14 protein-coding genes are annotated in these 12,100 nt (G+C 65.4%); 13 read left to right on the top strand and 1 reads right to left on the bottom strand.

The window, feature by feature from the left end:
• Window positions 1-63 precede the first annotated feature (63 nt).
• A complete protein-coding gene (flaF, locus tag E5A73_RS08965; RefSeq protein WP_135963471.1) occupies window positions 64-423 on the bottom strand; it encodes a flagellar biosynthesis regulator FlaF in 360 nt (119 codons plus the stop codon).
• Window positions 424-538: 115 nt separating this feature from the next.
• Between flaF and E5A73_RS08960 the strand changes: the two genes are divergently transcribed.
• The 13 genes from E5A73_RS08960 (at window position 539) to E5A73_RS08900 (ending at window position 12,089) form a co-directional block, all read left to right on the top strand.
• Window positions 539-2,950 carry an HAD family hydrolase gene (locus E5A73_RS08960; RefSeq protein ID WP_135963470.1) on the top strand — a complete coding sequence of 804 codons (2,412 nt, stop codon included), beginning with the start codon at window positions 539-541 and terminating at the stop codon, window positions 2,948-2,950.
• Window positions 2,947-3,762, top strand: a complete 816-nt coding sequence (locus tag E5A73_RS08955; RefSeq protein ID WP_135963469.1) for a class I SAM-dependent methyltransferase — start codon at window positions 2,947-2,949, stop codon at window positions 3,760-3,762. Before E5A73_RS08960 ends, E5A73_RS08955 begins: the two co-directional genes overlap by 4 nt.
• A gap of 83 nt (window positions 3,763-3,845) precedes the next feature.
• A complete protein-coding gene (motA, locus tag E5A73_RS08950; RefSeq protein ID WP_135963468.1) occupies window positions 3,846-4,730 on the top strand; it encodes a flagellar motor stator protein MotA in 885 nt (294 codons plus the stop codon).
• Window positions 4,705-5,025 carry an STAS domain-containing protein gene (locus E5A73_RS08945; protein ID WP_135963467.1) on the top strand — a complete coding sequence of 107 codons (321 nt, stop codon included), beginning with the start codon at window positions 4,705-4,707 and terminating at the stop codon, window positions 5,023-5,025. Before motA ends, E5A73_RS08945 begins: the two co-directional genes overlap by 26 nt.
• The gene (locus E5A73_RS08940; protein WP_135963466.1) at window positions 5,022-5,387 is read left to right on the top strand and encodes a response regulator; all 366 of its coding nucleotides are present in this window, start codon (window positions 5,022-5,024) and stop codon (window positions 5,385-5,387) included. Before E5A73_RS08945 ends, E5A73_RS08940 begins: the two co-directional genes overlap by 4 nt.
• Complete coding sequence (locus tag E5A73_RS08935; protein WP_135963465.1) at window positions 5,384-7,585, top strand: chemotaxis protein CheA; 2,202 nt, start codon at window positions 5,384-5,386, stop codon at window positions 7,583-7,585. Before E5A73_RS08940 ends, E5A73_RS08935 begins: the two co-directional genes overlap by 4 nt.
• The gene (locus E5A73_RS08930) at window positions 7,582-8,076 is read left to right on the top strand and encodes a chemotaxis protein CheW (protein ID WP_135963464.1); all 495 of its coding nucleotides are present in this window, start codon (window positions 7,582-7,584) and stop codon (window positions 8,074-8,076) included. The genes E5A73_RS08935 and E5A73_RS08930 overlap by 4 nt, the downstream gene beginning before the upstream one ends.
• Window positions 8,073-8,951, top strand: a complete 879-nt coding sequence (locus E5A73_RS08925; RefSeq protein WP_240700099.1) for a CheR family methyltransferase — start codon at window positions 8,073-8,075, stop codon at window positions 8,949-8,951. The genes E5A73_RS08930 and E5A73_RS08925 overlap by 4 nt, the downstream gene beginning before the upstream one ends.
• Window positions 8,948-9,982, top strand: coding sequence for a protein-glutamate methylesterase/protein-glutamine glutaminase (locus tag E5A73_RS08920; RefSeq protein ID WP_135963463.1), 1,035 nt, complete (start codon window positions 8,948-8,950; stop codon window positions 9,980-9,982). The genes E5A73_RS08925 and E5A73_RS08920 overlap by 4 nt, the downstream gene beginning before the upstream one ends.
• A complete protein-coding gene (locus E5A73_RS08915; RefSeq protein ID WP_206366432.1) occupies window positions 9,982-10,371 on the top strand; it encodes a response regulator in 390 nt (129 codons plus the stop codon). The genes E5A73_RS08920 and E5A73_RS08915 overlap by 1 nt, the downstream gene beginning before the upstream one ends.
• On the top strand, window positions 10,371-10,895 hold the full coding sequence (locus tag E5A73_RS08910) for a chemotaxis protein CheD (protein ID WP_135963462.1): 525 nt from the start codon (window positions 10,371-10,373) through the stop codon (window positions 10,893-10,895). The genes E5A73_RS08915 and E5A73_RS08910 overlap by 1 nt, the downstream gene beginning before the upstream one ends.
• Entirely contained in the window at window positions 10,895-11,254 is a 360-nt protein-coding gene (locus E5A73_RS08905) for a hypothetical protein (protein ID WP_135963461.1), read from the top strand. Before E5A73_RS08910 ends, E5A73_RS08905 begins: the two co-directional genes overlap by 1 nt.
• Window positions 11,244-12,089, top strand: coding sequence for a flagellar motor protein MotB (locus E5A73_RS08900; protein ID WP_135963460.1), 846 nt, complete (start codon window positions 11,244-11,246; stop codon window positions 12,087-12,089). The genes E5A73_RS08905 and E5A73_RS08900 overlap by 11 nt, the downstream gene beginning before the upstream one ends.
• The last annotated feature ends 11 nt before the right edge of the window (window positions 12,090-12,100 follow it).

Below are 12,100 nucleotides of genomic sequence, written 5' to 3'. Positions count from 1 at the left end.
GCCAAACAGAAAAGGCGCCGCGGTCTCACCACGGCGCCCTTTTACTGATCGTGAGGCTGCTGCTCAGGCGGCGAGACGCTGTCCGCGCAGGCCTTCCATGATCGTGCGGTTGAGCGAGATCAACTCGCCGAGCGGCTCGCGCCCGGAGACGACGTCGCTGGTGAACCGCTCGACCCACAAGGCCAGCGAAATGATCTGCGCACGCAGCTCATTGGGCAAACCGTTGCCGGTCGCGCCGCAATCGGTGGCGAAGGCCGACCACATCTCGCGGTTGCGGTGAAGCGGCTGCATCAGCATCGCTCCTTTGAGACCGGCGGTCTCGGCATCCATCATCTCGCCGGTGATCTGGCTCATCAACCGGAATTCGGCCGCGCGCGGCGTTTCCGCCCGGCTGCGGGCGTGCTGGTAGGCAGTGAGTGTCATGCGGGCTCCTTTGCTGACGATCTCATTCTAGGAAGATTTTGCCGAGCTGGTCTTCGCTCTTCCTATAAGAATCATGCGTCCACCGATGCGGGACGCATTTTCCAGGGAAACTGCATTGGCCGACTTCATTCTTCCGCATGCCCTGCCGAGCGCGCTCGATGGGCGCGACGGCATCAAGATGCTTTCGCTCGATTGCTTCGATACCTTGCTGTGGCGCGATACCCATGCGCCGGGCGACCTGTTCGGCCTGCTGCCCGACACCACGGTGCAGCAGCGCATTTGGGCTGAGCAGCGCGCACGCAACGCCTCGGCACTGCGCCGCACGCGTTTCGAAGTGAGCATCGAGGAAATCTATGCCGAGCTGCTCCCCAATGCGGGACTGGCCGAGCGCACCATCGCCGTCGAGCACGAGCTGGCGGCCGAGGCGCTGCATTGCTTCGCCTTCGCGCCGACCGTCGCGCTGATGCGCGAAGCGAAGCGTCGCGGGCTGCAGGTGATCATCGTCTCCGACACCTATCTCAATGCCGACCAGCTGCGCGGGCTTATCGCGGTCGCCGCGGGCGATGACGTCGCCAATCTGATCGACCGCTTCTTCTGCTCTTCGGTCTACGGTCAATCCAAGCGCGAAGGCCTCTACAAGCAGGTCCTCGCCGAGACCGGCGTCGCGCCCCAGGCAATCCTGCACATCGGCGACAACAAGCGCGCCGACGTCGACGGCGTTGCGCCGTTCGGAGTCAACACTCTCCACTTGAAACAGTTCGGCGAAGCGACCGAACAGCGCCTGCGCCTCGAGGCGGCGGTGAGCGCGATGCTCCATCCCCAGGCGTCGGGGATCGCGACCACGCATCAGCCGCACCGCGCCGCGCTCGCTTCGGCCGAGCCGACGATCACCGACCCGGCCGAGGCCTTCGGCTTCGCCACGCTCGGCCCCGTGCTGCACGGCTTCGACCGCTGGCTCGGCGACGAGGCTGCGGCGCTGGAGACCCGGCGCGGCGGCAAGGTCCATTACCTGTTCCTGATGCGCGACGGGCATCTGCCGCTCATCGTCCATCGGGCGGCAGGCAAGCATGCCGTCGGCCACGCGATCGAGATCAGCCGCTTCACCGCGGTCGCCGCTTCGTTCGTCAACGAGCAGGCGGTCGAGAGCTACCTCCAGCGCGAGCTGACCACCGATCTCGACACGATGATGAAGCAGTTGCTGCTCTCGCCAACCGAGATCGCAATGGTCAACAAGGCGCTGCCCGCCCATGGCCGGATCGGCGCCTTCCTCAAGGCGATCCGCAATCCCGCGCAGATGCGTCGCATCGTCAAGGCGTCGAAGGCGTTCGCCGATCGCCTCGCCCAGCATGTCCGCAGCACCGTCGATCCCGCCACGGGCGACACGCTGATGCTGGTCGACCTCGGCTATAACGGCACCGTCCAGAACGAAATCGAGCCGGTGCTCAAGCGCCTGCTCGGGGTCAACGTCGCCGGTCGCTATCTGCTGCTGCGCGAACAGTTCCGTACCGGCTTCGATAAGAAGGGCCTGCTCGATCCGGCCAATTATGACGCGAACACGCTCGAGGCGATGAGCCGCAATGTCGCGGTGCTCGAGCAGACCTGCACCGCCGCACAGGGCTCGGTGATCGACTATAAGCTCGATGGCACGCCGATCCGCCGCGAGAGCAGCATCAAGGGCCGCCAGAGCGCGATCCGCGATCGCATCCAGGCCGGTTGCATCCGTTTCGTCCATGCCCAGCAGGACGCGATCCTTCGCGCTTCGGCACCGTGCGCCGTGACGATGTGGCGCCGCACTGCTGCCTCCGTTCTCACGCGGCTGATGTTCCTGCCGATGGCGGACGAGCTCGCGCTCGTCGCGGAATTCGAGCACGACATAAACCTCGGCGTCGACGACACCGTTCCGCTGTTCGACGCGGCGGTGGCGAAGCGTGGCCTGCGCCAGCGCGGCCTGTTCTACATGAAGGGCGCCGAGCGCATGTATCTGCCGGCCGAGCTGCAGGGCGAAGGCCTGTCGCTCAAGCTCGCCTTGCTCGCCAGCCAGCGGTTCGGGATGGCGCTCAAATATGCCGATTTCGTCGACCAGACGATTTCGCTGCCGGTGATCATCGCCGACGGCACCAACGTCACGACCGGTGCGGTCACCGCCACGCCGACGCATGACGGCTATTATCTCGCGCCGATCCCGATCGACGATTGCCGTTTCTCGGTCGGCCTGCAGTTCGGCCAGCTGTTCGATTGGCTGCAAGTCGAGGGCGTCACCTTCATGCCGGTAAAGGAGTTCCTCAGCGATACTCCGAAGTCGGGCGTGGAAATTGCCGCTTCGCCTTCGCTTGAGGGCATGGAGCAGACCGCCCCCAACCTTTTCAAGTGCGACGACGAATTCGGCTTCATGATGGTCCCGCCGCCACCGCGCGCGGACGACCAGAAGATGATGCTAGCCGTAGTCTTCCGCCCCATCGCCAGGCGCGAGGCCAAGCCCGCGCCGGCGACCCACAACGCCCTTCTCGCCACTGGAGCTTCCGCATGAGCAGCCTGCTGATCCACTCGATGACCGAGTTTTCCGACATCATCCTCCGCGTTCTCCACGCCGCCGGCGCGCGCACGCTCGCCGAGGTCGGCGCCGAGTTCGGCGGCACGTCGCAGCAGCTCGCCGCGTATGCCCAGGCGACCGGTGGCAGCCTGACCAGCATCGATCCCTGCCCGAAGCAGGAATTCCTCGACTGGGTCGCGAGCAGCCCCAGCGTCGACCATGTCGCCGCGCCGAGCCTCGAGGCGATGCCCGGCTGCAAGGACATCGACGCCTGGGTGATCGATGGCGATCACAACTACTACACCGTCTCGAACGAGATGCGGATCGCCGGCGAACTCGCCAAGCGCGACGGCAAGCCACTGCTCGCGCTGCTGCACGACGTCAGCTGGCCCTGCGGCCGCCGCGACTTCTATTATGCGCCCGATCGTATTCCGGCTGAGTGGCTCCATCCGCACAGCTTCGATGCCGGCGTGACGCTGGACAACCCGGCCGTGCTCGACAATCGCGGCTTCCGCGGCGCCGGCCAGTTTGCAGTCGCGCTCCACGAAGGCGGCCCGCGCAACGGCGTGCTGACCGCGGTCGAGGACTTCCTTGCCGAAGAGCGCGCCAAGGGCGCCGATCTGGCGTTCGCCTTCGTCCCGGCGGTGTTCGGGCTGGGCATCGTCTTCGACGCCACCGCGCCCTGGGCACCCGAAGTGGCCCAGATCGTCCTGCCCTATCACGACAATGCGCTGATCGCCTCGCTCGAGCGCAACCGCCTGCGCAATTATCTCGCGGTGATCGACTGGCAGGATCGCCAGGCCGCCTGAACAATTCAGGACGCGGCACGCCGCGACCTTCGGAATTCGTCCTATAATTCTGGAAACACCAGAGAAAGAAAAGCGGCAAGATCATGCTGAACGGCGTCGGCTTCCTCATCATCCTCGGATGCGTATTCGGCAGCTTCGTGATGGCTGGCGGGAAGATGGGCATCATCCTCCACGCATTGCCGCACGAAATGATGGCGATCGCCGGCGCGGCTATCGGTGCTTTCATTGTCTCCAATTCGATGTCGACGGTGAAGAAGGCCGGGCGCGGCATCGTGCGTGCGTTCAAAGCCGGCAAATGGAAAGCGCAGGACTATAAGGACCTGCTGACCCTGATGTTCACCGTGCTCGCGACCTTCAAGAAGGGCGGCGCGACCATGCTCGAGCCGCATCTCGACGCGCCGGAGGAAAGCTCGCTCTTCACTCCCTATCCGCGCCTTCTCAAGGATCATCACCTGATCGAGTTCATCTGCGACTATCTGCGCATGATGACGGTCAATTTCGAGGATCCGCATCAGCTCGAGGCGGCGATGGACGCCGATATCGAGAAGCATCACCACGAAGAGGCCGGGCCGCAGCATGCGCTGCAGGTCGTAGCCGACGGCCTACCCGCTTTGGGCATCGTCGCCGCCGTGCTCGGCGTCATCAAGACGATGGGCTCGATCGACCAGCCGACCGAGATCCTCGGCGCGATGATCGGCGGCGCGCTGGTCGGCACCTTCCTCGGCGTGCTCCTCGCTTATTGCGTGGTGGGTCCGCTCGCCGCGAAGCTGATGGAAACGATCGAGGCGGACGCGAAGCCCTATTTCATCGCGAAGACCGCGATCGTCGCTTACGCCCAGAACCAGCCGGTTCAGGTCGCGATCGAGATCGCCCGCCGCATGACGCCCTCGGACTATGCGCCGAGCTTCCAGCAACTCGAAACTGCACTCGACGAGGCGAAAAATGGACTCAACCCTGCCACTGCCTGAAGCGGCGGATGACCGCTCGCTGCGCCTCCCGGCGCACGGCACCACCGTCACTGCGGAAGAACTGCGCATCCGCTTCGTCCTCGCCGCCGATCTCGATGACACCATCGAAGTCGATGCGTCCGAGGTCGAGAGCGTCGGCCAGGCCGTGCTCCAGCTCCTCGTCGCCGCGCGCAACGAGGCGATGGCCAACGGCCAGCGCTTCCGTATCGCCAACCCCAGCCAAGCCTTTGTCAATCGCGTGACTAGCTGCCGCATGGCGGAAGCGATCGGCCTCGAAACCGGAGATACCCTGTGAGCAAGTTGATCCTTACCGTCGACGATTCGGCAAGCATGCGCATGCTGCTCAAGACGTCGCTGACCGCGCAGGGCTATCGCATCGAGAGCGCCAATGACGGCCAGCACGGCCTCGAGCGGATGCACGAGGTTCAGCCCGATTTGCTGATCACCGACATCAACATGCCCAAGATGGACGGCTTCGAGCTGATCGAGGCAGTCCGCGCCGAGGGCCAGTTCCGCGGCCTCCCGATCCTGGTCCTCTCGACTGAATTCTCCGACGAGAAGAAGCAACGCGCGCGCTCGGCGGGCGCCACCGGCTGGATCACCAAGCCCTTCGAAGCCACCAAGCTCGGAGCGGCGATCCGCCGCGTCTGCCCGTGAGCGACGAACTCGACGAAATCCAGGCAATCTTCTTCGAAGAATGTACTGAAGGTCTGGCCGCCGCCGAGCAGGGCCTTTCGGCGATGCAGACCGGCGATATCTCTGCCGAGACGATCGCCGGCGTGTTTCGTGCAGTCCACTCGATCAAGGGCGGCGCAGGCGCGTTCGGCCATGCCGATCTGACCGCGTTCGCGCACCGGTTCGAAAATGTCCTCGACGAGGTACGCGGCGGCAAGATCGCCCCCACCCCGGGCGTCATCAAGGTGATGCTGAGCTCGTTCGACGTGCTCGCCGATCACGTCGAGACCGCCAAGGGCCTCGCGCCGCGTCCGAACGACGCCGCCGCGCTTGCCGCGCTAGAAAAGGTGCTCGCCGACAAGGGTGTCGTCGAAGACGGCGGCGCTCCCGCTGCCGCCGCGCCGGCAGCTGCGCCAGCCCCCGTCGCGGCAGCGCCGGCCGAGGACGATTTCGGCTTCATGCCGGTCGCCTTCTCGCTTGACGATTTCGACGCACCTGCCGGGCCCGCGGCTTCGGTTGCGAGCTGGACGATCCGCTTCAAGCCGTCGCGCGCCGCGCTCGCCAATGCCAGCGAGCCGATGCTCCTCATCCGCGAGCTCGAGACGCTCGGCGCGACGGTCGAGTCGGTCGACGTGTCGGACGTGCCGCCGCTGCGCGATCTCGATCCTGAAGACGCCTATTTCACTTGGCTGCTGAGCATGCCGGGTGACGTTCCGCGGAACGACATCGACGACTGCTTCGACTTCGTAGCGCCGGATTCGCTGATCGAAATCACCCGCAACGAAGTCGAGGCCCCTGCCCCGGCATTTGAGCCAATTCCGGCGCCTTCGCTCGACTTGGAGCCCCCCGCCGAGGATCTGATCCCGTTCGTGCCGGTCACGGCCTCGATCGAGGACCTCACTGCGCAGGTCCAGCAAGTGGTGGCGGATCTCGCCGCCACACCGATGACGCCGACGCCCGCGCCGGTGATGCCGACCGAGAGCGCGGCGCCCAAGCAGGCGAACGAGGCGTCGCAGACGATCCGCGTCGACTTGTCGAAGCTCGATCTGCTGCTCAATCTCGTCGGCGAGCTGGTGATCCGCAATTCGATCCTCGCCGACCGGCTGTCACCGGCAGACCGCCAGCGCGTCGAGCTTCCGGAACTCGCGCGCCTCACGCGCCAGATCCAGGACAATGTCATGTCGCTGCGCGCCCAGCCGATCAAGCAGGCGTTCAGCCGCGTGCCGCGCATGCTGCGCGACTTGTCGGTCGAGACCGGCAAGCAAATCGAGCTCGAAACCGTCGGCGAGACGACCGAAGTCGACAAGGGCGTGATCGAGAAGATCGGCGATCCGCTGACGCACATGATCCGCAACGCCGCGGACCACGGCCTCGAAAGCACCGAAGAGCGTATCGCCGCGGGCAAGTCTCCGGTGGGAACGATCAAGCTCTCGGCTGAGCAGAAGGGCGCCCGCATCTTCGTCCGCGTCCAGGACAATGGCCGCGGCATCAACCGCGAACGCGTCAAGGCCAAGGCGATCGAAAAGGGGATCATCTCCGCCGATGCAGTCCTCTCGAACGAGGAAATCGACCAGCTGATCTGCGCGCCGGGCTTCTCGACCGCAGAGACGATCTCGAACATCTCGGGCCGCGGCGTCGGCATGGATGTGGTCCGCTCGAACGTGGAAGCCCTGGGCGGCCGCGTCGAGATCCACTCGGTTCCCGGCGAAGGCACCACCTTCACGATGATCCTGCCGCTGACGCTCGCGATCCTCGACGGCATGATCGTCCGGCTCGCCAGCCAGCGCTTCGTGCTGCCGCTCGCGCATGTGCTCGAGACCGTCCAGCCCGAGCCGGGCCAGGTCAAGCGCACCTCGCCCGACACCGAAGTGATCGACATGCGCGGTGAGTATGTCCCGGTGAAGCGCACGACGGAAATCTTCGGCCTCAACGACGATCGTCTGATCGAGGACTCGCTGGTGGTGATCGTCGAGAGCGAGCACGGCAAGGTCGGCCTCGTCGTCGATACCATCGACGACCGTCGCGAAGTGGTGATCAAGAGCCTCGACCAGAACCTTCATCCGATCCGCGGGCTGGGCGGCGCCACCATCCTTGGTGACGGTTCGATCGCACTCATCCTCGACATCGAGGCGCTCGTCGCCTCGGCCAACCGCTACACCCCCAAAGGACTGGCCGCATGACCACCACCACCGAAACGGCAAGCGACTGCAAGATCGTCACCTTCACGCTCGGCAAGCAGACTTTCGGGATCGACATGGGTGCGCTCATCGAGATCCGCGAATGGGACGAGCCGACTCCGCTCCCCAACGTGCCCCGCTTCATCAAGGGCGTGAGCAATTTGCGCGGCAACGTCATCCCGGTCGTCGGCCTCGCCGAGCGGCTGGGCTGGGAGCCGAGTGCGATCCATGCCCGCTCTTGCATCCTCGTCGTCAGCATCGGCGGCAAGCAGGCGGGCTTCCTCGTCGACGAAGTCAACGATATCGTCGGGATTACCCGCAGCGATATCCAGCCGGCTCCTGAAGTCGAGACGATCGAGGCGAGCGTGATCGACGGGCTGGTACGCATCACCACCCGCGCCAAGGACGGCACCCGTGACGAGAACGGCACGATGGTGCTGCTGCTCGATCTCGAAGCGCTGAGCCTGACCAAGCATCTGGATATGGCAGCGTGAGCCGCGCCGGGGGCGCCGTGGCGCTCGCCGGCGGCAATGCGATGGCGGCGGCGAATGCGGAGCTCATGCCCCGCGATTTCGCAGCGATCGCCGCGATCATGCACAGCGACGCCCGCATCGAGCTGAGCGAGGCCAAGACCACGTTGGTCCAGTCCCGCCTCGCGCGGCGTCTGCGCGAGCATGGCCTCAGCCGCTTCTCAGAATATGTCGCGATGGTCCAGGCGGACGCGCAGGAGCGGCATGCGATGGTGGTGGCGCTGACCACCAACCACACCCACTTCTTCCGCGAGCCGCATCACTTCGATCATTTCCGCGAGACTGTCCTGCCAGTGCTCAAGCGCAAGCAGGGCCCGATCCGGATCTGGTCGGCGGGCTGCTCGTCTGGCGAGGAAGTCTATACGATCGCGATGTGCCTGCTCGGCCCGGATCGCACGTCGGCGACCTGGCTGCGCACTGCCGACGTTCGCCTGCTGGCAACCGACATCGCACCGCACGTCGTCGATTCCGTCCAGCGTGGTTTCTACGCCGACAACATCGCATCGGGCGTTCCCGAGCCGTATCGCAGCGCGTGGATGCGTCCCGCGCCGGGCGGCTTCACCGTTGCCGACGAGGCGCGCCAATTGGTCACCGCGCGCGTGCTCAACCTGTTCGAGAAATGGCCGCTAAAGGCCCAATACGACGTGATCTTCTGCCGCAACGTGATGATCTATTTCGGCGATCCCGCAAAGGAGGAGCTCGAGGAGCGTTTCGTCAACCAGCTCGCGCCCGGCGGTCATCTCTATATCGGCCATTCCGAACGATTGATCGGCCCAGCGGCGAGCCGGATGAAGTCGTGCGGGCATACGATCTACGCGAAGCCGGAGGCCAAGGGATGAGACCGGTACGCACCCTTATCGTCGACGACAGCGCCTCGATGCGGGCGACGCTGAAGCGCATGCTCTCGGCCGATCCCGAGATCGAAGTCGTCGGCATGGCGCCCGAGCCGTTCGCGGCGCGCGACATGATCAAGCAGCTCAATCCGGATGTGCTGACGCTCGACATCGAGATGCCCGGGATGGACGGGCTGTCGTTCCTCGAACGCATCATGCGCCTCCGCCCGATGCCGGTGGTGATGTGCTCGACGCTCACCGCACGCGGTGCCGAAGTCACGATCGAAGCGCTGCGCCTCGGCGCCGTCGACTATGTCACCAAGCCGAGCGGCACGCCCGAAGACATCGAGCGCGACGCCGCCTTGCTCTGCGAAAAGGTAAAGACGGCGGCACGTTCGGTGGCCCGCGCCGGACCCAGCCGGCTGCCCCAGCAGCCCAGCGTCGCTGGCGGCGGCCTGGGCAAGCTGATCGCGATCGGATCGTCGACCGGCGGGGTCGAGGCATTGTTCTCGCTGCTGCCGGCGCTGCCCGCGGATTGCCCGCCGGTGCTGATCGTCCAGCACATGCCGGCGAGCTTCACGCGCAGCTTTGCCCAGCGCCTCGACGCGGAATGTAGCGTTCGGGTCGTGGAAGCTACGGAGAACGCACAGGTCCAGCCGGGAACCGTCTATATTGCACCTGGGGGCGAAACGCACATGGAGCTCTCCGGCGGCGTCGCCGGGCGCATCAAGCTGCGTTCCGGGGATCTCGTCACTGGCCATCGGCCCTCGGTCGATGTGCTGTTCCGCTCGGTGGCGCCGCTCGGCGCTTCCGCAGTGGGGGCGATCCTGACGGGGATGGGTCAGGACGGCGCCGAAGGTCTGCTGGCGATGCGCCGGGCCGGTGCCCGTACGCTGAGCCAGAGCCGCGACACCTGCGTCGTATGGGGCATGCCCCGCGCGGCGGTGGAGCTTGGCGCGGTCGAGAAGGAAGTTGGTTTGTCTGCGATGCCTGAGGCGATCCTCAAGGCATGCCGCGAAAAAGTTGGGAGCGTCTGATGCCTGCTGCTGCAGCAATCAAGGTTATGGTCGTGGACGATCAGACCAGCATGCGTGCGATGATCCGTCGCGCGCTGCAGGATCTGGGGTTCAAGGACGTGCGCGACAAGTCGGGCGCTTCGGAAGCGCTGTCGGCGATCAAGACCGATCGCGTCCATCTCGTGATCTCGGACTTCAACATGCCCGAGATGGACGGCCTTCAGTTCCTCGAAGCCGTGCGCAACGATCCGGTGATCGGCAAGACCGTGTTCATCATGCTCACCGGTTCGGCCGACAAGGAGATCGTCCAGAAGGCCGCGGCGCTCGGGGTCAACAACTATGTCGTCAAGCCCTTCTCGCCCGCGGCGCTGAAGGAAAAAATCGAGCGTGTGTTCGGCGAGCTGACCTGATGCGACGCATGGCGATCGTTCAGGGCGAGAATGCCATCGTGGTGGAGCCGGACGTCGTCATCACGACTCTGCTCGGCAGCTGCGTGGCTGCCTGCCTCTACGATCCCGTCGCGAAGGTAGGTGGAATGAACCACTTCCTTCTCGGCGAGCCCAGCGCCGATCACCGAGTCTCGGCCGGAGACATGCAGCGCTACGGCATTCATGCGATGGAGCTTCTGATCAACGGGATGATGAAGAAGGGCGCGATGCGCACTCGGCTGCGCGCGCATATCTATGGCGGCGCCAACATCGTCTCGGGGCTCGGATCGATCGGCTCCTCGAACGCCGCGTTCGCGCATCGCTTCATGCAGACCGAAGGCATCGAGGTCGCGCACAGCGACGTCGGCGGGACTTCGGCGCGCAAGATCGAGTTTCTTCCCCAGGAGGGCAGGAGCCGCTGCACCAAGGTGGCCGACCGCGTGCCCGACCGCCCCCCCGTCCCCGTTGCCCTGCCGCCCGTCGGCGGAGACTTGGAGCTGTTCTGATGTCGTGTCTGCCCGTGTCCTCCCAGCCCGTCCCCATCGAGCCGATGTCCGGCTACGATCCCTATTCGGGTGCGCTTCACAGCGTGATGGCGGGCGAGCTGCGCGAGATTCGCGACATGCTCGAGCGGCTGGCCGAAGCGCTCGTCGCCGACGAACAATTCGCCCACGCCCATATCGAGGAACTCCAGTCGTTCGACTATCTCATCCAGCATAGCGACGAGTGCGCGAATTTGCTCGAGCGGATCGCCAATGGCGAGGATTCGCTGACCGCGATCGGCCATGTCCGCCTCGCCGAGGTCCAGGAACGGCTGCGCGATGCGCTCTCGGGCAAATGGATCGGTTTCACCAATGACCAATGACCGCCCGATCATCATCAAGAAGGTCAGGAAGGCCGCCGTCGTGCATCACGGCGGCGCCTGGAAAGTCGCCTATGCCGACTTCGTGACGGCGATGATGGCGTTCTTCATGCTGCTCTGGCTGATCTCCAATCCGGACAAGGAGCGGCTCAAGGGCCTCGCCCAATATTTCACCCCCACGCTCGGCGAGACCGCCCCGCAGACGCCGCTGCAGGGCAACGCGGCGGGCGCCGGCGGCCGTTCGCGCAAGAACTCGACCGACGAATCGAAGGCCAAGGGCACGCCGACGAGCGAGGCCGCCACTGCCGGCGGCGCGCGCGGCGGCACCGCCAGCGTGCCCGATGCGTCGATGCGGGTGCTCGCCTCCGAGCTGCAGATCGCGCTCGACTCGTCCCCGCAGGATTCGGGGCAGAAGAAGAACGTGCAGATCGATCCGAGCCGCGACGGGCTGCGCATCACGCTGATGGATACCGACCAGCAATCGATGTTCCGCGCCAACACCGCCGAGCTCAACCCCTATGCCCGCGCGATGCTGGCCAAGGTTGCCGCCAAGCTCGGCGTCTCCGGTGCGCAGATCGCGATCGAGGGCCACACCGACGGCGCCGGCGGCGTCCAGAGCGACGCCAATTGGCGCCTCTCGAGCGAGCGCGCGCTCGCTGCGCGGCAGGCGCTGATCGGCTCGGGCATGACTCCCGACCGCTTCGCCGAGATCGTCGGAATGGGCGCGACCAAGCCGGTCTACCCAGACCAGCCGAACCGCCCCGAGAACCGCCGGATCACCGTGGTGCTCAAAGCCGAAGCCTCGGCATTGCCCAGCGACTCCAGCTTCAAATTCTGAGGAAGGGTACC

Source organism: Sphingomonas gei (assembly GCF_004792685.1).
GTDB classification, from domain to species: Bacteria; Pseudomonadota; Alphaproteobacteria; order Sphingomonadales; family Sphingomonadaceae; genus Sphingomonas; species Sphingomonas gei.
Note: the sequence above shows the minus strand (reverse complement) of the source record. Positions and strands in the feature narration are given on the sequence as shown.

Excerpts from the sequence above, each read along its gene's own strand:
- flaF (WP_135963471.1), bottom strand. The coding sequence starts at position 423 with ATGACACTCACTGCCTACCAGCACGCCCGCAGCCGGGCGGAAACGCCG.
- E5A73_RS08955 (WP_135963469.1), top strand. The coding sequence starts at position 2,947 with ATGAGCAGCCTGCTGATCCACTCGATGACCGAGTTTTCCGACATCATC.
- motA (WP_135963468.1), top strand. The coding sequence starts at position 3,846 with ATGCTGAACGGCGTCGGCTTCCTCATCATCCTCGGATGCGTATTCGGC.
- E5A73_RS08945 (WP_135963467.1), top strand. The coding sequence starts at position 4,705 with ATGGACTCAACCCTGCCACTGCCTGAAGCGGCGGATGACCGCTCGCTG.
- E5A73_RS08930 (WP_135963464.1), top strand. The coding sequence starts at position 7,582 with ATGACCACCACCACCGAAACGGCAAGCGACTGCAAGATCGTCACCTTC.
- E5A73_RS08920 (WP_135963463.1), top strand. The coding sequence starts at position 8,948 with ATGAGACCGGTACGCACCCTTATCGTCGACGACAGCGCCTCGATGCGG.
- E5A73_RS08915 (WP_206366432.1), top strand. The coding sequence starts at position 9,982 with ATGCCTGCTGCTGCAGCAATCAAGGTTATGGTCGTGGACGATCAGACC.
- E5A73_RS08910 (WP_135963462.1), top strand. The coding sequence starts at position 10,371 with ATGCGACGCATGGCGATCGTTCAGGGCGAGAATGCCATCGTGGTGGAG.
- E5A73_RS08905 (WP_135963461.1), top strand. The coding sequence starts at position 10,895 with ATGTCGTGTCTGCCCGTGTCCTCCCAGCCCGTCCCCATCGAGCCGATG.
- E5A73_RS08900 (WP_135963460.1), top strand. The coding sequence starts at position 11,244 with ATGACCAATGACCGCCCGATCATCATCAAGAAGGTCAGGAAGGCCGCC.